At 57.2% G+C, this 20,323-nt stretch carries 17 protein-coding genes, 1 tRNA gene and 1 pseudogene; 6 read left to right on the forward strand and 13 right to left on the reverse strand.

What is annotated here, in order from left to right:
- A pseudogene (locus ASE07_RS19925) lies at positions 1-795 on the reverse strand (branched-chain amino acid ABC transporter substrate-binding protein); the annotation flags it as partial.
- Positions 796-1,041: 246 nt separating this feature from the next.
- On the opposite strand from ASE07_RS19925, the gene ASE07_RS19930 reads away from it, so the two are divergent.
- On the forward strand, positions 1,042-1,551 hold the full coding sequence (locus ASE07_RS19930) for an Lrp/AsnC family transcriptional regulator (protein ID WP_057292578.1): 510 nt from the start codon (positions 1,042-1,044) through the stop codon (positions 1,549-1,551).
- A gap of 170 nt (positions 1,552-1,721) precedes the next feature.
- On the opposite strand, the gene ASE07_RS19935 is transcribed toward ASE07_RS19930, so the two are convergent.
- From ASE07_RS19935 to folD, 6 genes are all read right to left on the reverse strand, one after another.
- Positions 1,722-3,038 carry a D-amino acid dehydrogenase gene (locus ASE07_RS19935; RefSeq protein ID WP_057292579.1) on the reverse strand — a complete coding sequence of 439 codons (1,317 nt, stop codon included), beginning with the start codon at positions 3,036-3,038 and terminating at the stop codon, positions 1,722-1,724.
- Positions 3,039-3,179: 141 nt separating this feature from the next.
- Positions 3,180-3,581, reverse strand: coding sequence for a hypothetical protein (locus tag ASE07_RS19940; protein WP_057292580.1), 402 nt, complete (start codon positions 3,579-3,581; stop codon positions 3,180-3,182).
- Positions 3,578-4,003, reverse strand: coding sequence for a DNA polymerase III subunit chi (locus tag ASE07_RS19945; protein WP_057292581.1), 426 nt, complete (start codon positions 4,001-4,003; stop codon positions 3,578-3,580). The genes ASE07_RS19940 and ASE07_RS19945 overlap by 4 nt, the downstream gene beginning before the upstream one ends.
- Before the next feature lie 33 nt (positions 4,004-4,036).
- Positions 4,037-4,666 carry a glutaredoxin family protein gene (locus tag ASE07_RS19950; RefSeq protein ID WP_057292582.1) on the reverse strand — a complete coding sequence of 210 codons (630 nt, stop codon included), beginning with the start codon at positions 4,664-4,666 and terminating at the stop codon, positions 4,037-4,039.
- Between the two features lie 20 nt (positions 4,667-4,686).
- On the reverse strand, positions 4,687-6,753 hold the full coding sequence (locus tag ASE07_RS19955) for a M3 family metallopeptidase (RefSeq protein ID WP_057292583.1): 2,067 nt from the start codon (positions 6,751-6,753) through the stop codon (positions 4,687-4,689).
- Positions 6,754-6,757: 4 nt separating this feature from the next.
- The gene (folD, locus tag ASE07_RS19960) at positions 6,758-7,603 is read right to left on the reverse strand and encodes a bifunctional methylenetetrahydrofolate dehydrogenase/methenyltetrahydrofolate cyclohydrolase FolD (RefSeq protein ID WP_057292584.1); all 846 of its coding nucleotides are present in this window, start codon (positions 7,601-7,603) and stop codon (positions 6,758-6,760) included.
- Between the two features lie 251 nt (positions 7,604-7,854).
- Between folD and aceE the strand changes: the two genes are divergently transcribed.
- From aceE to lpdA, 4 genes are all read left to right on the forward strand, one after another.
- Positions 7,855-10,551 carry a pyruvate dehydrogenase (acetyl-transferring), homodimeric type gene (aceE, locus tag ASE07_RS19965; protein ID WP_057292585.1) on the forward strand — a complete coding sequence of 899 codons (2,697 nt, stop codon included), beginning with the start codon at positions 7,855-7,857 and terminating at the stop codon, positions 10,549-10,551.
- A 129-nt stretch (positions 10,552-10,680) separates the two neighbouring features.
- Positions 10,681-12,345, forward strand: coding sequence for a dihydrolipoyllysine-residue acetyltransferase (gene aceF, locus ASE07_RS19970; RefSeq protein ID WP_057292586.1), 1,665 nt, complete (start codon positions 10,681-10,683; stop codon positions 12,343-12,345).
- Positions 12,346-12,449: 104 nt separating this feature from the next.
- Positions 12,450-13,019, forward strand: coding sequence for an MFS transporter (locus tag ASE07_RS19975; RefSeq protein ID WP_057292587.1), 570 nt, complete (start codon positions 12,450-12,452; stop codon positions 13,017-13,019).
- A 48-nt stretch (positions 13,020-13,067) separates the two neighbouring features.
- Entirely contained in the window at positions 13,068-14,849 is a 1,782-nt protein-coding gene (lpdA, locus tag ASE07_RS19980) for a dihydrolipoyl dehydrogenase (RefSeq protein ID WP_057292588.1), read from the forward strand.
- A 97-nt stretch (positions 14,850-14,946) separates the two neighbouring features.
- Here lpdA and ASE07_RS19985 read toward each other — a convergent pair whose 3' ends face one another.
- Together ASE07_RS19985 and ASE07_RS19990 are read right to left on the reverse strand one after the other, a co-directional pair.
- Positions 14,947-16,149 (reverse strand): acetylornithine transaminase, encoded by a 1,203-nt coding sequence (locus ASE07_RS19985; RefSeq protein ID WP_057292589.1) that lies wholly within the window; start codon positions 16,147-16,149, stop codon positions 14,947-14,949.
- A 212-nt stretch (positions 16,150-16,361) separates the two neighbouring features.
- Positions 16,362-17,405, reverse strand: a complete 1,044-nt coding sequence (locus ASE07_RS19990) for a CDP-6-deoxy-delta-3,4-glucoseen reductase (RefSeq protein ID WP_057292590.1) — start codon at positions 17,403-17,405, stop codon at positions 16,362-16,364.
- Between the two features lie 12 nt (positions 17,406-17,417).
- Between ASE07_RS19990 and ASE07_RS19995 the strand changes: the two genes are divergently transcribed.
- Positions 17,418-18,320, forward strand: coding sequence for an SDR family oxidoreductase (locus tag ASE07_RS19995; RefSeq protein ID WP_057292591.1), 903 nt, complete (start codon positions 17,418-17,420; stop codon positions 18,318-18,320).
- Positions 18,321-18,340: 20 nt separating this feature from the next.
- On the opposite strand, the gene ASE07_RS20000 is transcribed toward ASE07_RS19995, so the two are convergent.
- The 4 genes from ASE07_RS20000 to ASE07_RS20015 form a co-directional block, all read right to left on the reverse strand.
- Positions 18,341-18,547 carry a heavy-metal-associated domain-containing protein gene (locus tag ASE07_RS20000; protein WP_057292592.1) on the reverse strand — a complete coding sequence of 69 codons (207 nt, stop codon included), beginning with the start codon at positions 18,545-18,547 and terminating at the stop codon, positions 18,341-18,343.
- 409 nt (positions 18,548-18,956) lie between these two features.
- Positions 18,957-19,148, reverse strand: a complete 192-nt coding sequence (locus tag ASE07_RS20005; RefSeq protein ID WP_057292593.1) for a hypothetical protein — start codon at positions 19,146-19,148, stop codon at positions 18,957-18,959.
- A 68-nt stretch (positions 19,149-19,216) separates the two neighbouring features.
- A complete protein-coding gene (locus tag ASE07_RS20010; protein WP_057292606.1) occupies positions 19,217-19,981 on the reverse strand; it encodes a YoaK family protein in 765 nt (254 codons plus the stop codon).
- Between the two features lie 242 nt (positions 19,982-20,223).
- Positions 20,224-20,299 (reverse strand) — tRNA-Lys (locus tag ASE07_RS20015).
- Positions 20,300-20,323 lie beyond the last annotated feature (24 nt).

Below are 20,323 nucleotides of genomic sequence, written 5' to 3' on the forward strand. Positions count from 1 at the left end.
CGCCAAGCGCATCGCCAGCCAGATTTGCCAGTGCTTCGGAGCAGATGCCGTCGCCGCCCATGAACTTGGCGTTGATGCCCAGTGCCTTCATCTGGCGCAGCATCGGACCTGCAACCGCGTCCATGCCGCCGAAGAAGACGACGTCCGGATTCTTGGCCTTGATGGAAGTCAGAATCGCGTTGAAGTCGGTTGCCTTGTCATTGGTGTACTGCTGTGCCACGACTTGCGCGCCCTTGCCCTTCGCGCCCTTGACGAATTCTTCAGCAACGCCCTGGCCGTAGGCGGTACGGTCGTCGATCACGGCGACCTTCTTGGCCTTGAGCTGGTCTGCTGCGTAACGGCCGAGTGTGCCGCCGAGCTGGCCATCGTTAGCCACGACGCGGAAGGCCGACTTGAAGCCTTGCTGCGTGTACTTTGGGTTGGTCGCGGACGGGGAGATCTGCGGGATGCCTGCTTCGTAATAGATCTTCGAAGCCGGGATGGTGGTGCCGGAGTTCAGGTGACCGATCACGCCGTTGACCTTGGCGTCGACCAGCTTCTGTGCTGCAGCCGTGCCCTGCTTCGGGTCAGCMGTTCGAACTTGACCTTCTTGCCGCCGATGGTCACGCCCTTGGCGTTGAGTTCGTCGATCGCCATGCGGGCGCCGTTTTCGTTGTCCTTACCCAGGTGAGCAATAGCGCCGGAGATCGGGCCGACGTGGCCGATCTTGACGACTTGTTCCTGTGCCGAAGCTGTGCCTGCGAATGCAAATGCCAGTGCTGCGGCCAACGGAATCATTTTTGTTGTGGACTGCATAAAATATCCTCCTAAGGATTGATAAAACACGGGGTAACTGCAACACTCACCTCTCAGGTTGCCGCGAGTCCGCTGCGGTTGTTCGAGTCATCGGAAGAAGTCCCCTAGTCGATGATTCGCGACGCCTGCATCGCCTCGCGGCAGCCTGTTGTCTATTCAGAAAACTGAACAGGCAGACGGTACAACAGAAAAAATGGTTCGCAAAGAGTTTTTCTGCGGTTTTTCGTAATTTTCGACAATTTTTATATGCCTAAATTTCATGCACTCGACAAGGTCGACCGCAAGCTTCTGAACCTGCTTCAAAAGGATAATCAGATACCGACACGGACCCTTGCCGAGAAAGTGCACATCTCTCAACCGACCTGCCTCAGGCGCGTCCGCGAACTGCGCGAGGCAGGAGTGATCAGCGCCGACGTCGCCTTGGTCGATCCCTTCGCGCTGGGCTACGGCATGCTGGCTTTTCTCGAGGTGTCCCTGAACAATCAGTCGGATGAGCATATGCAGGAATTCGAGGCGCGCATGGCCAAGGAAAGCGAAGTGATGCAGTGCTACTTCGTATCGGGCGACTATGACTATTTCCTCGTGGTTCATGTGGTCGATATGGATGCGTATTACCAGTTCGTGCGACGTGTGATTTCCGGCTCCGGCAACGTGCGGCATTTCCAGTCGCGCTTTCCAATGAAGCGCGCCAAATTTGCAACCCGCATCGCTTTCGACGAAAAACTGGCGGAAGTACAGGTTCGCGTGCCAAAGTAAGCCAGCTTATTTGGTATAAGCCGATGTGCTGAGTTGACTCCACATCGTCCTTCCATAACGCGTCATGATGCGCGCGGATGACAAAAGCCCCCTGAATCTGCCTAGGTAGTTTCCGCAGAATTCAGGGGGCTTTATTTATGTTGCCGTCAATGATGGATATTGACGCCGTCTTATGCGCGCACCGGCAATGAGGTGGTGAACTGGCCCGGTGTGCGGCGGGGCACGCCGGTAAAGGCAAAATCCACTTCCGGCTGGCGACCCGACACGATGTCGGCGATCGCGCGTCCGGAGCCGCAACCCATGGTCCAACCCAGCGTACCATGGCCGGTATTGAGGAAAAGATTGCTGATCTTCGATTTGCCGATGTAAGGCACGTTCGATGGCGTCAGCGGGCGCAAGCCGGTCCAGTACACCGGGTTGTCGTAATCGCAGGCGCCTGGGAACAGTTCACGTGTACGGCGCGTAATCGCTTCACAGCGGGTCGTATTCAGTTCGCGGGTATAGCCGTTGAGCTCGCAGGTGCCGGCGACGCGGAGTCGGTCACCAAGACGCGATACCACCAGTTTGTAACCATCGTCGGTCAGCGACACGGTAGGCGCTGCATCCGGATTGGTGACGGCATAGGTTGCCGAGTACCCCTTGCCAGGGTAAATCATGAGATCAATGCCCAGCGGTTTGAGCAAGGGCACGGAGAAACTGCCCATTGCCATGACAAACGCATCGGCATGCAGCACTTGGTGGCGTCCATCCGGATGGATGACTTCAACACCGGTAACTTTGGCCGATCCACCCGATCCTTCGGTAATCAGTCGCGTGATGGTGGTATTGAAACGGAAGTTGACGCCGGCATCGGCGGCACGCTGCGCCAGGCCGGTGGTGAATTTGTAGACGTCGCCCGACTCGTCCGTCGCGGTAAAGTCACCGCCGACAATCTTGTCGCGGATGCTTGCCAGTGCAGGCTCGATGCGCACGACTTCATCAGCGCCAATTGAATCGCGCGGGCATCCAAGATCGCGCATCAGTTTGGCGGCCGGCAGCGAATCGTCGAACTCTTTCTTGTCGGTGTAGAAGTGCAGGATGCCGCTGGTCAGATGGTCATAATCAATGCCAGTCTCGGCGCGGACCGCCTGCAGGGTCTGGCGGCTGTATTCGGAGATGGCGACGATCTGGCGGATGTTTTCAGCAGTACGGCCGGGCGTGCATTCGCGCAGGAAGTGCAGACCCCAGTTCCACTGCAGCCATTCAGGACGGAAACGATAGAGCAGCGGCGCATCTTCCTTGCCCAGCCATTTCAGGATTTTGAGCGGCGCGGAGGGATTGGCCCACGGTTCCGCATGGGAAACGGAAATCTGACAGCCATTGGCAAAGCTGGTTTCTTGCGCAACACCGGGTTGGCGTTCAATGACAGTCACATCATGACCTGCCTTGTTGAGGAACCATGCTGACGTGGTACCGATGATGCCCGAGCCGAGTACGATAACTTTCATGACACACAATCTCCGTTTAGCGATGACGGAATTGTAAAAAGTTATCGATATTTTGAGTAATCAAGAATAGCTGCAGGATTTTTATTTGAAAACACCTCAAACCCATATGTGTTTGAAAATCCAAAAATTGGATGGGCAGACTTATTTTTTTAAAGACTGCAGTTTCGTGATTTCCTGCGCCACTGCGCGTGAAACAACGTCTTTGATCGAATGGTGCAACCCATCCTTGATGTCGTTCGCCAGTCGTTCGACCGCTAGCTGGAGTACATCGGCAAGGCTATCGCGTACGCGCTGTTCCAGCACAAAGTCGACCCGTTCCAGTACCTGGACCAGAACGCGTTCACGAACTTCCCGTTCAAGACGCTCCCAATCGGCTTCATCCCATATCCTTTCCGTGGGCGGTTCCAGGGTAACGATTGCTTCCGTTACCGGCAGTTCGGGCGGGATATCGACGGTGACCGTTATCTCTGCGGGAGCGGTGGCGGGAGCCGGAATAATTTCAGTCAGGACCGGGATGCCGGCGTCCAGGATATTGTTGCTCATGCCGGGTCCGCGACAAAGTGAGTGAGAGGATAGCCGCGCTGCTGATAAAACCGGTAACGATCCCTGCCTGCTGCCTTGTCGATGTCGTCGCTGGAAATGATTTCGAACATGCGCTCGAAGCGGGCGAAATGGATTGGCGTACCCGAAGACAGGTTGATTAGCACTTGATGATGCGGCAGTTCAGCCTCATCACTGTCGGTCAGGACAATCGGCGTACTGACGGCAAGCGGATCGCCGGCGGTCACGTGCGGCAGAAAATCCAGCGCCGAAAAGGTCCACAGCGCCTCATCCAGCTTTGAAAGTAGGGCACGATCATCCACGCGCAGCACGATGTTGCAGTTGGCGGTACGGGCCTTGCGCACCAGTCGGCAGGCATACAACAGCTTGTCTGGCACATTGCTATGAAAATCAATGCGGGTCATGTGCGCATCCCCGCGGTAGAAACCCAGCCCATGTCAGAACCGGAAGCCAGGTGGGGCGTTGCCGATGGCCGGCGGCAGATCGGTCGCCGACGGTCGCGACGAACCCTGCTCCTCGACTTTTCCCGGGCTTGCGGCGACGCTTTTCGGTGTTGGCGCAGCTGCCTGCGGAGGCGGATTGCGATAGCTCTTGGGAAGTACGCTGGTTTCCGGATATCCAGCATTGGACAGTGCCCCATTCCATGCGCCCGGCTCAAACCCGAGTTGCTTGTTCCGTCCAACTGTCAGCATCGGCAACTGACCGTCACCGCCAGCCTGCTTGAACTGAGCAAGGTCATCATTGCTGTTGACCGTCTTTTCCCTGAAGGGGATGCCACGCTCCGACAGCAATTTTCGGCCGTCATCACAGGCAGCGCAGTTGCGTGTCGTGTAGAGCGTCACGGCATGGGACTTCGCCGCTTCGGCCAGTTCGAAGGGCAGGCCGGCGGTATTGGTGTCGCCGGAAGGCAGCGCTTTGGTTTCGACCTTGGCCGCCGTCTTCGGCGGTGGTACGTCGCTATAGGTGACCTTGCCATCCGGGCCCACCCATTTGTACAGTTGTGCTTGTGCTGCTGCACTGCAAAAGCACAGCAGCAGCACAGAACAGCATTGCAGCGGACGTTTCATTTCACTCCCTTGATTCTTTTTTATGCCGTCATGCCGTTGTGCCGTAGCAACGCGTCGATGCTCGGCTCCCGGCCGCGGAAAGCCTTAAATGATTCCAGTGCAGACCGGGCACCGCCCATGGAGAGGATTTCCTCCATAAATTTGCGCCCCGTATCCGCGGAAAGGATGTTTCCGCCTACAGCGCCGGCCTCCTCGAACGCGCTATAGGCATCCGCCGACAAGACCTCTGCCCATTTATAGCTATAGTAGCCTGCCGAATAGCCGCCCGCAAAGATATGACTGAAGGAATTCTGGAAGCGATTGAACGGCGGCGGAATCATTACCGCAAAACGGCTGCGCACATCATTGAGTACCTCTTGTGCAGTGCGGGGGCCGTGCGGATCGTGGTCAAAATGCAAATGCATGTCGAACAACGCAAACTCCACCTGGCGCAGCGTCTGCAGGCCGGACTGGAAATTCTTGGCCGCGATCATCTTGTCAAACAGGGCGCGTGGCAGCGGAGCGCCGGTATCGACATGCGCGGTCATGTGCTGCAGCACGTCCCATTCCCAGCAAAAGTTTTCGAGGAATTGTGAAGGCAGTTCGACAGCATCCCATTCAACGCCGGAAATGCCGGACACGCCGAGTTCATCCACCTGCGTGAGCATGTGATGCAGGCCATGACCGAATTCATGGAATAGCGTAATCACTTCGTCGTGCGAGAACAGCGCTGGTTTCGCTTTGCCGTTCACCACGGTTGGTTCGGTGAAGTTGCAGGTCAGATAAGCGACCGGTGTTTGCACCTTTGGGCCGATCAGGCGACGCCCGCGCGCATCATCCATCCATGCGCCACCGCGCTTGCCATGGCGCGCATACAAATCGAGATAGAACTGCCCAACGAGCTGGCCATTACGCTCGATACGGAAAAACTTCACGTCCTTGTGCCAGGTCGTCGCGGTATCCTGTTTGACCTCGACCGAGAACAGGCTCTGGATGACGCGAAACAGGCCTTCGATCACCTTCGGCTCCTGGAAGTACTGTTTCACTTCCTGTTCCGAAAAGGCGTAGCGCTGTTCCCGCAGCTTTTCGGACGCATAGGTGACATCCCATGCTTCCAGCTTGGCTATGCCCAGTTCCTTTTGCGCGAATGCACGCAGTTCTGCGAGATCGTTTTCGGCAAACGGTTTTGCACGCTGTGCAAGGTCTTCCAGAAAGCCGATCACCTGTTGCGGATTTTCGGCCATCTTGGGAACCAGGGAGACTTCAGCGAAGTTATTGAAGCCGAGCAGCTTGGCTTCTTCATCGCGCAACTTCAGCAGTTCGGCAATGTTTTGCGTATTGTCCCATTCCGGTTTGGCGCCGAGTTCCGAAGCCTTGGTCACGTTGGCACGGTAAATCGTTTCGCGCAGTTCGCGCTTGTCTGCGTACTGGAGGATCGGGAAATAAGAGGGGAAGTGCAGCGTAAATTTATAGCCAGGCTTGCCATCCCGTTCAGCGGCGGCGCGGGCAGCATGCTTCGCGTCTTCCGGCAGGCCGGCCAGGTCAGCTTCGTTGTCGACAAACAGCGCGTAGTCGTTGGTGGCGTCGAGGACATTTTCAGAAAACTTTGTCGCCAGGGCGGCATGCTTTTCCTGAATCTGCGCATAGCGGGCCTTCTTGTCGTCGGGAAGTTCAGCGCCGCCCAGACGGAAATCGCGCAGTGCGTTTTCGATGATCTTCTTGCGGGCTGCCGACAGGCTGGTGTAGTCGGTGCTTTCCTTGAGTGCCTTGTACTTGTCGAACAGCGCGAGGTTTTGTCCAAGCTCGGTCCAGAACTCGGTAACCTTCGGCTGGTTTTCGTTGTATGCCGCGCGCAGTTCCGGCGTATCGACCACCGAGTTCAGGTGGCTGACGACGCCCCATGCACGGCCGAGTTTTTCGGTGGCGTTCTCGAGCGGTTCGACAAAGTTCTCCCAGCTGACCTTGTCCATCGGTGCTTCGAGCCGCTTGACCACGGTGCGCGCTTCATCGAGCAGCGCAGCGATCGCGGGAGCGACGTGTTCAGGTTTTACAGCGTCGAAACGCGGGAGGTCGGAAAAGTCGAGCAGGGGATTCAGGGCACTAGTCATTCGGTCAGGTTCTTTCTGCGGCTTCAATAGTGTTGACGAGCAGCATCGTAATAGTCATCGGCCCGACACCGCCGGGGACCGGAGTGATGTATCCGGCCACTTCCTTGGCGTTGGCGAAATCGACGTCGCCGCAGAGTTTGCCTGCGTCGTCGCGATTCATGCCGACATCGATCACGACCGCACCGGGCTTGATCATGTCGGCGGTCACGATATTACGTTTGCCGGTGGCGACCACAAGGATATCGGCGTTCCTGGTGTGGTAGCCGAGGTCCCGGGTCTTCGAGTTACAGATGGTGACCGTTGCGCCAGCTTGCAAGAGCAACATCGCCTGCGGCTTGCCCACAATATTGGATGCGCCAACCACGACGGCATTGGCGCCGCGCACCGGATAGTCGATCGATTCCAGCATTTTCATGACGCCGTACGGCGTGCAGGGACGGAACAGCGGCTGGCCGGTCATCAGCAGGCCTGCATTGCTGATATGGAACCCGTCGACATCCTTCTCCGGTGCGATCGCTTCGATCACCTTATGAGCATTGATGTGTGCAGGCAAGGGAAGTTGCACCAGGATGCCATGAATTTTGGGGTCCTTGTTCAGGGCGTCGACACGCGCCAGCAGCGCCTCTTCGGTCAGGTCGGCATCGTATTTTTCCATGACCGAGTAAATGCCGTTGTCTTCGCACGCTTTGACCTTGTTGCGCACATAGACCTGGGACGCCGGATTGTCGCCGACGAGCACGACGGCCAGTCCTGGTTGTTTGCCTTTTGCGGTGAGGGCCGCGGCGCGTGTGGCGACATCGGCGCGGAGTTGTTGGGAGAGCAGGTTACCGTTGATGAGCTGTGCGGTCATGGCGTGTGGAGGAAGGGTGAGTACAGTGAAAACAGAATTATAAGACGGCAGCCATGCCAGGCTGCTTCCGAGCGCATTAAAAATGCTGCAGCGCCGCAGTGAATTTCATATTATAAAAAACAATACCGTAATTTGAAAAGTTGAAAAAGTGCTGTTAGAATCTTTTCAACGCGCACCATTCAAGCTATTTCTTGTCAAAAAAGCCCGGTCACTACAGTGGTCGGTAAGGCCCATAACCCAGGAGACACAACATGTCCGCCCAGCTCGACCAAGTGTTGGCACAAGCCGCCAACGATCCCGATGTCATGGAAACGCAGGAATGGCTCGATGCACTCGAAGCCGTGATCGAAACGGAAGGCCCCGAGCGCGCGCATTACCTGATGGAGCGCATGGTTGATCTGGCCCGCCGCCGCGGTGCCCATATCCCGTTCTCAAGCAATACCGCCTACGTCAATACCATCCCCGCCCACCTCGGCGAACACTGCCCCGGCAATCTGGAATACGAGGAGCGCCTGCGCTCGTGGATGCGCTGGAATGCAATGGCGATGGTGGTCAAAACCAACCGTGCCGATGGCGATCTCGGCGGCCACATTTCCAGCTTTGCTTCGCTGGCCAACATGCTCGGTATCGGCTTCAACCATTTCTGGCATGCGCCGACCGAAGACCACGGCGGCGACTTGCTCTATATCCAGGGGCACTCCTCGCCCGGTATCTATGCACGCTCCTTCCTCGAAGGCCGCCTGACTGAAGAGCAACTGCTGAACTTCCGCCGTGAAGTGGACGGCAAGGGACTTTCTTCCTATCCGCATCCGAAGCTGATGCCGGACTACTGGCAGTTCCCCACGGTATCGATGGGCCTTGGCCCGTTGATGGCGATCTATCAGGCGCGCTTCCTCAAATACCTGCATGCACGCGACATCGCCAAGACCGACAATCGCAAGGTATGGGCATTCTGCGGTGACGGCGAAATGGATGAACCGGAATCGATGGGTGCGATCGGTGTGGCCGGTCGCGAACACCTCGACAATCTCGTGATTGTCGTCAACTGCAATCTGCAGCGACTCGACGGACCGGTGCGCGGCAACGGCAAGATCATCCAGGAACTCGAAGCCGATTTCCGCGGTGCCGGCTGGAACGTCATCAAGGTAATCTGGGGCAGCTATTGGGATGAACTGCTGGCGCGCGACAAGGAGGGCATCCTCCAGCGCGTGATGATGGAAACCGTCGATGGCGAGTATCAGAACTACAAGGCCAAGGATGGCGCTTACGTGCGCAAACACTTCTTTGGCAAGCATCCCAAGCTGCTCGAAATGGTGTCCAAGATGTCCGATGACGATATCTGGCGCCTCAACCGCGGCGGGCATGATCCACACAAGATCTACGCGGCATTCAAGCAGGCGCAGGAGCACAAGGGCCAGCCGACCGTATTGCTGGTCAAGACCATCAAGGGCTTCGGCATGGGCAAGTCCGGCGAGGCACGCAACACCGCCCACCAGACCAAAAAGCTCGACGACCAGGCCGTGCGCGAAATGCGCGACCGCTTCAATATTCCGATTCCGGACGACAAGCTGGCCGAAGTGCCGTTCTTCAAGCCGTCCGACGACTCACCCGAAATGAAGTACCTGCACGAGCGCCGCAAGGCACTTGGCGGTTATCTGCCGCAGCGCCGCAAGCAGGCTGACGAGACGCTGCCGGTTCCTGAGTTGTCTGCGTTCCAGGCAGTGCTTGACCCCACTGCGGAAGGTCGCGAGATTTCCACGACGCAGGCTTACGTCCGCATCATCACAACACTGCTGCGCGACCCCAATCTTGGCAAACGGGTAGTGCCGATCCTGGTCGACGAAGCACGTACCTTCGGCATGGAGGGTTTGTTCCGCCAGATTGGTATCTTCAACCAGCAAGGTCAATTGTACGAGCCGGTCGACAAGGACCAGGTGATGTACTACCGCGAGGATAAGGCCGGTCAGATCCTGCAGGAAGGTATCAACGAAGCCGGTGCGATGAGTTCCTGGATCGCTGCGGCGACCTCGTATTCGACCAACAATCGCGTCATGATTCCGTTCTACATCTTCTACTCGATGTTCGGGTTGCAGCGTGTCGGCGATCTGGCATGGGCGGCGGGCGACATGCGTGCGCGAGGCTTCCTGCTCGGCGGTACTGCAGGGCGTACCACGCTCAATGGCGAAGGCTTGCAGCACGAGGACGGTCACAGCCATGTGCTGGCCTCGACCATTCCGAACTGCATTCCCTATGACCCGACCTTTGCGCACGAAGTCGCGGTGATCATGCATGACGGCTTGAAGCGCATGGTCGAAAAGCAGGAAGACGTGTTCTACTACATCACGCTGATGAACGAGAACTACCCGCACCCGGGTTTGCGTCCAGGCACCGAGCAAGACCTGCTCAAGGGCATGTATTTGCTGCAGGAAGGCGACAAGGGCGGCAAGCAGCGCGTGCAACTGATGGGCTCCGGCACCATCCTGCGTGAAGTGATGGCCGCAGCCGACCTGCTCAGGAATGACTGGGGCATCGAATCCGACATCTGGTCGGCCCCGTCGTTCACGCTGCTGGCGCGCGATGGCCAGGATGCAGACCGCTGGAACCTGCTGCACCCGACCGAAGCGCCGCGCCTGTCACATGTCGCGAAACTGCTGCAAGGCACTACCGGCCCGATCGTTGCGTCGACCGACTACATGCGGACATTTGCTGAGCAGATCCGTGCATACATGCCGAAGGGCCGCAACTACAAGGTACTGGGAACCGATGGTTTCGGACGCTCCGACAGCCGTGCGAAACTACGCGAATTCTTTGAAGTCAATCGTTATTACGTGACGGTTGCCGCATTGAAGGCATTGGCGGAAGATGGTGCCCTCAAGCCGGCTGTCGTTGCGGAAGCAATCGCGAAATACGGCATCAATCCGAACAAGCCGAATCCGGTAACGCTGTAACTCTCAATTAACAAGACTAACAACTCCCTCCCGGCCGGGAGAGGGTTGGGTCGGGATGGCTTTCCAATGCACATTGGAAACCGTCCCCCCAGCCTCGTGCCCGGGGAGGGTGAGAACGGAGCAAACGCTATGAGTACAACGGTCAAAGTCCCGGACATCGGCGATTTCAAGGAAGTGGAAATTATTGAACTGCTGGTCAAGCCGGGTGATACCGTCACGGTCGACCAGTCACTGATCACGGTCGAATCCGACAAAGCCAGCATGGAAATCCCGTCCAGCCATGCGGGCGTGGTCAGGGAAGTGAAGGTCAAGGTCGGCGACAAGGTCTCTGAAGGCAGCGTGCTGCTGGTGCTCGACGAAGCCGCCGGCGCCGCTACCGCCGCACCTGCCCCTGCAGCCACAACCGCAGCCGCGCCAGCGCCGGCTCCCGCGCCAGTCCCTGCGCCGGCAGCCGCTGCGCCTGCACCTGCACCTGCCGCAAGCGGGTCGACCGTCGAAGTCCAGGTGCCGGACATTGGCGACTTCAAGGAGGTTGAAGTCATCGAACTGATGGTCAAGCCCGGCGATACCGTGAAAGTTGACCAGTCGCTGCTGACCGTCGAATCCGACAAGGCCAGCATGGAGATTCCCTCCAGCCATGCAGGCGTGGTCAAGGAATTGAAGGTCAAGGTCGGCGACAAGGTGTCAAAGGGGTCATTGATCCTGACCCTGGCTGCCGAAGGCGGTGCGCCTGCGCAGGCCGCTGCACCTGCTCCCGCTCCCCAGGCCGCCGCTGTTGCACAGGCTTCCGCTAGTGCCCCGGCTCCCGCGCCGGAATCCCGTCCCGCACCGACCGCCGCACTCGAACCGGTGCAAGGAACTGGCAGCAAGGCCCATGCATCACCTTCCATCCGCAAGTTTGCCCGTGAACTCGGTGTCGATCTCGGTCGCTTGAAGGGAAGCGGCCCCAAGGGGCGCATCCTGCAGGAAGACGTACAAGGCTTCGTCAAGTCCGTCATGTCCGGCGCCGCTGCGGCACCGGCGGCATCCGCTGCGAAAGGCGGCAGTGGAGGAGGACTCCAGGTGCTGGCATGGCCATCGCTCGATTTCTCCAAATTTGGCGAAACCGAATTGCAGCCGCTGTCCCGCATCAAGAAGATCAGTGGTCCCAACCTGCATCGCAACTGGGTGATGATCCCGCACGTTACGCAGTTCGAAGAGGCCGATGTCACTGAGCTCGAAGAATTTCGCAAGAATTCCAACGCGGCGATGGCCAAGTCCGGCGTCAAGCTCACCATGCTGGCATTCGTCATCAAGGCCAGCGTTTCGGCATTGAAGAAATTCCCGGCCTTTAATGCCTCGCTGGATGAGAAGGGCGAGAACTTGATCCTCAAAAAGTTCTACAACATCGGCTTTGCGGCAGATACCCCGAACGGCCTGGTGGTCCCGGTGATCAAGAATGCCGACGCCAAGAGCATCTCGCAGATCGCGCAGGAAATGGGCGACTTGTCCGCGCAAGCGCGCGAGGGCAAGCTCAAGCCGGCCGACATGCAGGGTGCGACCTTCACCATTTCCTCGCTTGGCGGTATTGGCGGGACGGCATTCACGCCGATTATCAACGCGCCTGAAGTGGCGATCCTTGGCTTATCCAAGTCGGGGATCAAGCCGGTGTGGGACGGCAAACAATTTGCCCCTCGCCTGATGCTGCCGCTGTCGCTGTCGTATGACCATCGTGTGATCGACGGTGCGATGGGTGCGCGGTTTGCGGCGTATCTCGCGGAAGTGCTGGGCGACATGCGCAAGACATTGCTGTAATCCAATAGTCGAGGTGCCGGGCGCCGGTCACAGCGGAAAGTGAGAAAATCGCTCTCTTTTCACTGAAGACCTGGCGCTTCACACCTTGCTTACGGAGAGTCCCAATGACCACTTGCGTCGTCGTCAAGAAGAACAATCAAATCGCCATTGCATCCGATTCACTTGTGACGTTCGGCGATACCCGGTTGTCCCATGCATACGAAGTCAACGAAAAGATTTTTCCGGTAGGGGATTCCTACGTCACGCTGGCCGGCACGGCGGCGCACTTTCCGGTGATGCGCAAACTGCTCACCGGCATGGGCGACGAATGCAAGCTGGGCAACCGCGACGAAGTCTTCGAGACGTTTTCGCGAGTGCACGAAATTTTGAAGGAAAAGTATTTCCTGAACACGAAGGAAGATGAGGACGATCCCTATGAGTCGTCGCAGATCACCGCGCTGATCGCCAATCCGAACGGCATCTTCGGCGTGTATTCGTATCGGGAAGTATTCAGCTTCGATCGATTCTGGGGCATTGGCAGCGGGCGCAATTTTGCATTAGGCGCCATGTATGCGGCGTACGACAAAGCGGCAAGCGCGCGTGAAATTGCCGAGATCGGCGTGCATGCGGGTGCGGAGTTCGACAAGAGCACATCGGGACCATTCCGGATCTACAGCATCCCGATGAGAGATTGATAATAAGTTCCTTCCCCGGCGAGGGCGGAGGAGAACGGAGCTAAAGCTATGAGCATGATCGAAGTAAAGGTCCCCGATATCGGCGACTTCAAGGAAGTGGAAGTCATCGAGTTGCTGGTCAAGGCCGGCGACACCATCAAGGTCGACCAGTCGCTGATCACGGTCGAGTCCGACAAGGCCAGCATGGAAATTCCATCGAGTCATGCGGGTGTGGTCAAGGATTTGAAGGTCAAGGTTGGCGACAAGGTGTCGGAAGGCTCATTGCTGTTGCTGCTCGAATCTTCCGGTGCGGCCGTGGCCGACTCGGTGCAAGCACCCGCCAGCTATGGCGCATCAGCGCCTGCCGGTACGACGCCTGCGCCAGTTCCCGCACCGGCACCGACTGCCGCAAGTTTCAGCGGCTCGGCAGACGTGCAATGCGACATGCTGGTGCTGGGCGCCGGTCCAGGCGGCTATTCTGCCGCCTTCCGCGCGGCCGATCTCGGCATGAATACGGTTCTGGTCGAACGCTATGCGACCCTTGGCGGTGTCTGCCTTAACGTCGGCTGCATTCCTTCCAAGGCATTGTTGCACGTGGCAGCAGTGATCGATGAAACGGCATCCATGGCAGCGCATGGCGTGACCTTCGGCAAGCCGCAGATCGATATCGACAAGCTGCGCGAGTACAAAGACAAGGTGGTCAAGAAAATGACAGGCGGCCTTGCTGGAATGGCAAAGGCACGCAAGGTCAATGTAGTACAGGGTGTAGGCCAGTTCGTCGGCGCCAACCATCTTGAAGTCACTGCGGCTGACGGCAGCAAGAAGACCGTGCAGTTCAAGCAGGCCATCATTGCCGCCGGTTCCTCCGTTGTAAATCTGCCTTTCGTTCCGCAAGACCCGCGCATCGTCGACTCTACCGGCGCGCTGGAATTGCGCGAGGTTCCCAAGAAGATGCTGGTGATCGGCGGCGGCATTATCGGCCTCGAAATGGCAACCGTCTACTCGACGCTCGGTGCCCGTATCGACGTGGTTGAAATGATGGATGGATTGATGCAGGGCGCTGACCGCGACATGGTCAAGGTCTGGCAGAAGTTCAATGAAAAGCGTTTCGACAAGATCATGACCAAGACCAAAACGGTCGGTGTGGAAGCCCTGAAGGAAGGGATCAAGGTCATCTTCGAAAGCGCGGACCCGTCAGCGACGGCTCCCGAGCCGCAACTCTATGACATGGTCCTGGTTGCGGTTGGCCGCAGCCCGAATGGCAAGAAGATCGCCGCCGACAAGGCGGGCGTCGCCGTGACCGACAGGGGATTCATCAACGTCGATTCACAGATGCGCACCAACGTGCCGCACATCTTTGCGATCGGTGACATCATCGGCCAGCCTATGCTGGCGCACAAGGCGGTGCATGAAGCGCATGTTGCTGCGGAAGCAGCCGCAGGACAGAAGTCGCATTTCGATGCGCGAGTCATTCCTTCGGTCGCTTACACCGATCCGGAAGTGGCATGGGTTGGTCTTACCGAAGACGAAGCGAAAGCCCAGGGCATCAAACTCGAGAAAGGCTTGTTCCCCTGGGCCGCTAGCGGACGCGCGGTTGCCAATGGGCGTGATGAAGGGTTCACCAAACTGCTGTTCGATGCCGAGACACATCGCATCGTTGGCGGCGGCATCGTCGGCACGCATGCCGGCGACATGATCGGTGAACTCGCATTGGCGATTGAGATGGGTGCCGACGCGGTCGATATCGGCAAGACGATTCACCCGCACCCGACCTTGGGCGAATCGATCGGCATGGCTGCGGAAGTCTTCGAGGGTGTGTGTACGGACTTGCCGCCAATGCGCAAAAAGTAAATTTGCGCGACTGAAAAACCGCAACAAAAAGGCGACGTGTTTTCACGTCGCCTTTTTATTTTGCTTCCAGCGCAGACGTCGATCCGCGCTTCGATGATCAATGACCCAGCTTGATCAGGATGTCGGACAGCATCGACACCATCTGGTCCAGTTCTTCCTTGGTCACGTTCAGGGACGGCATGAAACGCAGCAGGTCGGGACGCGGCGAATTCAGCAACAGGCCTACCGGCTCCATGTTGCGGGCGGCTTCCACGATTTGCGGGCCGATATCCTTGCCAAGTTTCAGAGCACGCAGCAAACCTTCACCGCGCTCGCCTTCCAGACCATGCTTTTCGCTCAGCTTCAGCAGTTCGCCGCGCAGGTAGGCACCCTTGTCCTTGACGGACTGCAGAAAACCCGGCTTGAGCAACTCGTTGAGCACGGCAATGCCGACTGCGGTCATGACCGGATTGCCATTGTAGGTACCACCTTGCTCACCGGGTTCAAACACCGAGACTTCCTCGCGTGCCAGCAAGGCAGCCAGCGGTACGCCACCGCCAATGCCTTTGCCCAAGGTCATGATATCGGGCTCGATGTTTGACAACTGATACGCAAACAATTCGCCTGTCCGTCCCATGCCGGCCTGTACTTCATCGACGATCAGCAGCATGTTGTGCTTCTTGGTCAATGCACGCAGAGCCTCCATGAATTCGCGTGTAGCGGGCATCACGCCGCTTTCGCCTTGCACCGGCTCCAGCATGACAGCGACGCTTTTATCGGTGATCAACTTTTCAACGCTGGCAATGTCGTTCAATTCAGCTTTCGGGAAGCCGGGAACCTGGGGCGCGAACATCGTATCCCAGCCGGACTTGCCGCTGGCTGACATGGTCGCGAGCGTACGGCCATGGAAGCCGTGGTTGAAGGTGATGATTTCATAGCGGCTTTCGCCGGCTGCATTCTTGTTGACCTTGCCCCATTTGCGTGCGAGCTTGATAGCACCTTCGTTTGCCTCTGCGCCGCTGTTGGCAAAGAATACGCGATCAAATACGGAATTGGCGGTCAGCAAGGATGCCAGCACGATGGAAGGTTCGTTATAAAAAGCAGGGGAGGGATTGAGCAGCTTTCCTGCCTGTGACGTAATGGCGTCGACGATGCATTGCGGCGAATGGCCAAGGCAATTCACTGCCCAGCCTTGCAGGTAATCGAGATAGCGCTTGCCGTTATTGTCCGTCAGCCACATGCCTTGGCCTTGCGTAAATACGAGTGATGGCCTGCTGGTGATTTGCATGAGGGCGTTGACGTCGTACTGGCTGAATTCCATCTCGGGGCTCCTGGAGAAAGTCGATGTAAAGTCGATGAGGGTCAAAAATCGGGTTCAAAAAAAAAGCCACAGGGCAGACCTGTGGCTTAGTGAGCAGCAAACACTTACACGCACGGCTTCCCGGGTTGAGGCAGCAGGGTACGGCGTCGCAAGGATTTGGCTGTCATATTCATAAAGTCAATGTTAAGACCTTTTGCGCGGTGCGTCAAAAACTATTTCGTTGTCAAAACACCATCCGCCAGATCAGCCTCGGAAGTGAAGGCATCTGCGTAGAATTCTTCTTCCGGCAATTTGCACTGTCCAACAAAATCCCGCTTCGCCGAATCGACCATGACGGGAGCGCCACAGGCATAGACTTGATATCCGGACATATCTGGCAGGTCGGCGATCACTGTCTGGTGCACAAAGCCGGTACGCCCGGTCCAGCCATCTTCCGGCAAGGCATTGGAAATGACCGGCACATACTTGAAGTTCGGCAGCGTCGCAGCCCATTCTTCACACAGGGCATTCATGTACAGGTCCTTCGGCCGGCGACCTCCCCAGTACAGCACCATGGGGCGTGTAGTCTTGTTATGAATCGCCTGTTCAACGATGGCCTTGATCGGTGCGAATCCAGTGCCCGATGCCAGCAGGATCATCGGTTTTTCGGATTCCTCGCGAAGGAAGAATGTTCCCAGCGGTCCCTCGAAACGCAGGATGTCGCGCTCCTTCATGTTATTAAATACATGGTCGGTGAACACGCCGCCGCTCATGTGGCGAATGTGTAGCGTCAGGTGCTCATCCAGATGCGGCGCATTGGCCATGCTGTAGCTGCGGCGCTTGCCATCCTTGAGCAGGAATTCAATGTACTGGCCAGCCTTGTACTGAAGACGTTCATTGGCGGGCAGTTGCAGCGACAGAACCATGACGTCGTCGGCAACTTTGTCGAGCTTTGCTACGCGGGTCGGCAGCTTCTTGATCGGGAACTCGCCTATGCCAAGCACTTCACGCGCTTCAATGACGATGTCCGAACCCGGCATTGCGCAGCAGAACAGCGACCAGCCTTTTTCTTCGTCCGCGAAGGACAGCGCCTTCTCCTGATGTGCTCGATGTTCAACCGAACCCTCAAGCAGTTTGCCTTTGCAGCTGCCACATGCCCCGTTCTTGCAACCGTAAGGCAGGCCGACGCCGGCGCGAATGGCCGCCGTCAATACGGTTTCGCCTTCTTCGCATGTGAATTGCCGACCACTCGGCTGAACTGTTACTTGGAAAGTCATACAATCCTGATCATGAAAAACATTGAATCAAAAGCAGCGACAAAGCTGAACCGGCCTCGTCTGCTCATCCTCGGGTGTGGCGATGTCGGCATGCGCTTGCTGCCGCTGGTTCGCGACCGCTTCCGCATCTTTGCGGTCACTAGCCAGCCTTCACGCTGTGCCGAGCTGCGCATCGCGGGCGCCGTCCCGCTGATCGCGGACCTGGATCAGCCCGCGACACTGGCTCGCCTCGCCCGACTGGCACCAACCATCGTGCATCTGGCGCCGCCGCAACCGGATGGACTGATGGACCGCCGCACCCGTCATTTGACCGCCATTTTACCCGACCAGGCGACGCTCGTTTATGTCAGTACAACGGGAGTCTATGGGGATTGTGGCGGTGCCTGGGCGGATGAGACACGGACGGTAAATCCTCAAAATGCACGGGCCAGGCGGCGTGTCGATGCCGAAAAGGTATTGCGGACCTGGGCGCGGCGTTCAGGATCTCGCCTCGCGATCCTGCGCGTACCGGGCATTTATGCTGCCAACCGATTGCCCGTCGAGCGTCTGCAAAAGGGAACCCCGGCGTTGCTTCCAGAGGATGATGTCTATACCAATCACATTCATGCCGACGACCTGGCGCGCATCATCGCGCTCTCGATCTTTCGCGGTCAGCCGGGGCGTATCTATCATGCGGTCGATGACTCGGTGTTGAAGATGGCCGACTACTTTGATATGGTTGCCGATGCCTTCAGGCTTCCTCGCGCACCGCGTCTGACACGCGATGCGCTTGCGAAAGAGGTATCGCCGGTGCTGCTGTCCTTCATGTCGGAATCCCGGCGTCTTGCTAATCGACGTATCAAACAGGAACTCGGTGTCAGGCTGCGATACGCAACCGTACAGCAAGCATTGCAGGGAATGGCAATCCCAACCTGACACCGGCGCGAAACTGTTTCTCAGCATGCGGTGGTTCGCAGTACCGGATACCCGGCTTCTTCCACGGAAGACTTGATACGCTCTATATCCGCCTCTGATGAAATGGACACTTTTTGCTCGGCTAAAACGACATTGACCTTCGCAGTGGGATCGACATCCTGAACGGCTTGCGTAACAGCATTGATGCAATGGTTGCAGCTCATTCCCTCTACTTGTAATTCGTACATGATGATTTCCTTTGCTGTTTATCGATGGCCAGGAATTTGACTATAAAGTTTCCTACAATGGCAAGGTCAAACAAGTCTAGAGCGCTTCCGTCCTGTCTGTACCGTCGATGCCGGGCGCTTTGCCCGCGGCACCGCGTTGCAACTCCTTGCCATGGCTCGCCATGTCGCGTCGCCGCGCCTTGTTCCGCAGGCAAATCACCTCGGCCTCGCCTGGCCCAGTCAGGACGAAAGCGCTCTAGCGCAGGAAGAGGAATTTTCTTGGCAAGCAGTCGCAATAAATTTAATCACGAGAAAAATTTCCTTGCAAATCAGGAGCATGCGTACAAAGATCAGGCTTATCCACAAGCTTGACCACAGTGAATGGGGATAACTCTGGACAGGCATGAATGAATGGCGTCTCTTGTCCGGGTTACTTGCGAATCGAAGCAGGCCGCCATTCCTTGATTTGCTCGAACGGGCATACCGTCGGCACGTTGGCATCAGCGAGATAGAAACACCAATCCCGCCTGCTCCAACGGACCTCTCGTTCCTTGCCGTCGGTCATGGCTGCAATGCAGATTTCGCTGTCGTAGAGATGGGATAGTGCGCTGTCTGCTCTCATGTGCGTGCGACTACACGCAGACAGCCAAGTTCAAGGTTTTGCACTGGATATAGCACACCAGCAAACGCCTATTTGCTTTTCCTTAGTCTGCGCGACAGGACAAGCAGATCATCGAACGCGGGCACAATGGCAAGGGCGACCAACACCAGTGCGAGCGGCACTGTCGCAAGGTAGCCGACATGTTTGAAGCCGAGCGCGCCGAGCACTCCACCGAGAAAGAAAAAACCGACCAGTAGTGACAGTGTCCTGAGTCGCGTTCTATCAGCCAGAACCCTCGGTTTTTCCGTAGACCGATCAATATTCCAGTAAAACAGTTTGCCGAGTTCAATGCCGATATCGGTCACGGTTCCCGTGAGATGCGTGGTTCGGATTTCGGATCGGGAAATCTTGGTAATCACGGCGTTTTGCAAACCCATAATGAAACACAGAAACATCACTGTCAGCGAAACAAAGAGCCCTTTGATAACCGACATCTGTGCGCCCAGAACGCCAAAGCAAAGCAGTAAGACTGCCTCCAGAAGCAAGGGCATCGCGTATTCGCTGTACAGCTGATGGCGTCGCGCATAGTTCACCATTATCGCAGTACAGGCGCTTCCAAGAATGAAGGAAATCAGCGCGCCAACTCCCGCGGAAACCGCCCCATATCCGCCTAACGCCAGATTGTCGGCCATAGACGAGACGATGCCAGTCATGTGGGAAGTGTATTGCTGTACCGCGAGGAAGCCACCCGCATTGGTGGCACCGGCGATGAATGCCAGAGCGAAACCTAGATGCCGGTTTGCGACCGGTGTCCGGTCACGTCCTGTCAGGCGTCTGGCGTAATAGATGGGCACGGATGGCAGCTCCTGAATGCCTGGCGGAATCAATGGAAATTTAATTTTACTGCGTAGGGGCGGCGGACGATCAACTACTTGATCGACGCCATGAAGAAGAGCGCGGACTGCCGTCGCTTTTGTTATCGGCTGGGGGAGAAAAACTGCGCTGCGTGTGCACAAGCACATGTACGCGGACTTGAAATGGAAATCCAAAAACAGAAAGGGCTTACATGGTGGAACCATGTAAGCCCTTGCATTCGTGGTAGGCCGTGCGGGATTCGAACCTGCGACCAACGGATTAAAAGTCCGCTGCTCTACCAGCTGAGCTAACGACCCGAAGACCAAGATTATAGAGACCTT

The sequence above is a fragment of the Noviherbaspirillum sp. Root189 genome (assembly GCF_001428545.1).
Lineage (GTDB): Bacteria > Pseudomonadota > Gammaproteobacteria > Burkholderiales > Burkholderiaceae_D > Noviherbaspirillum.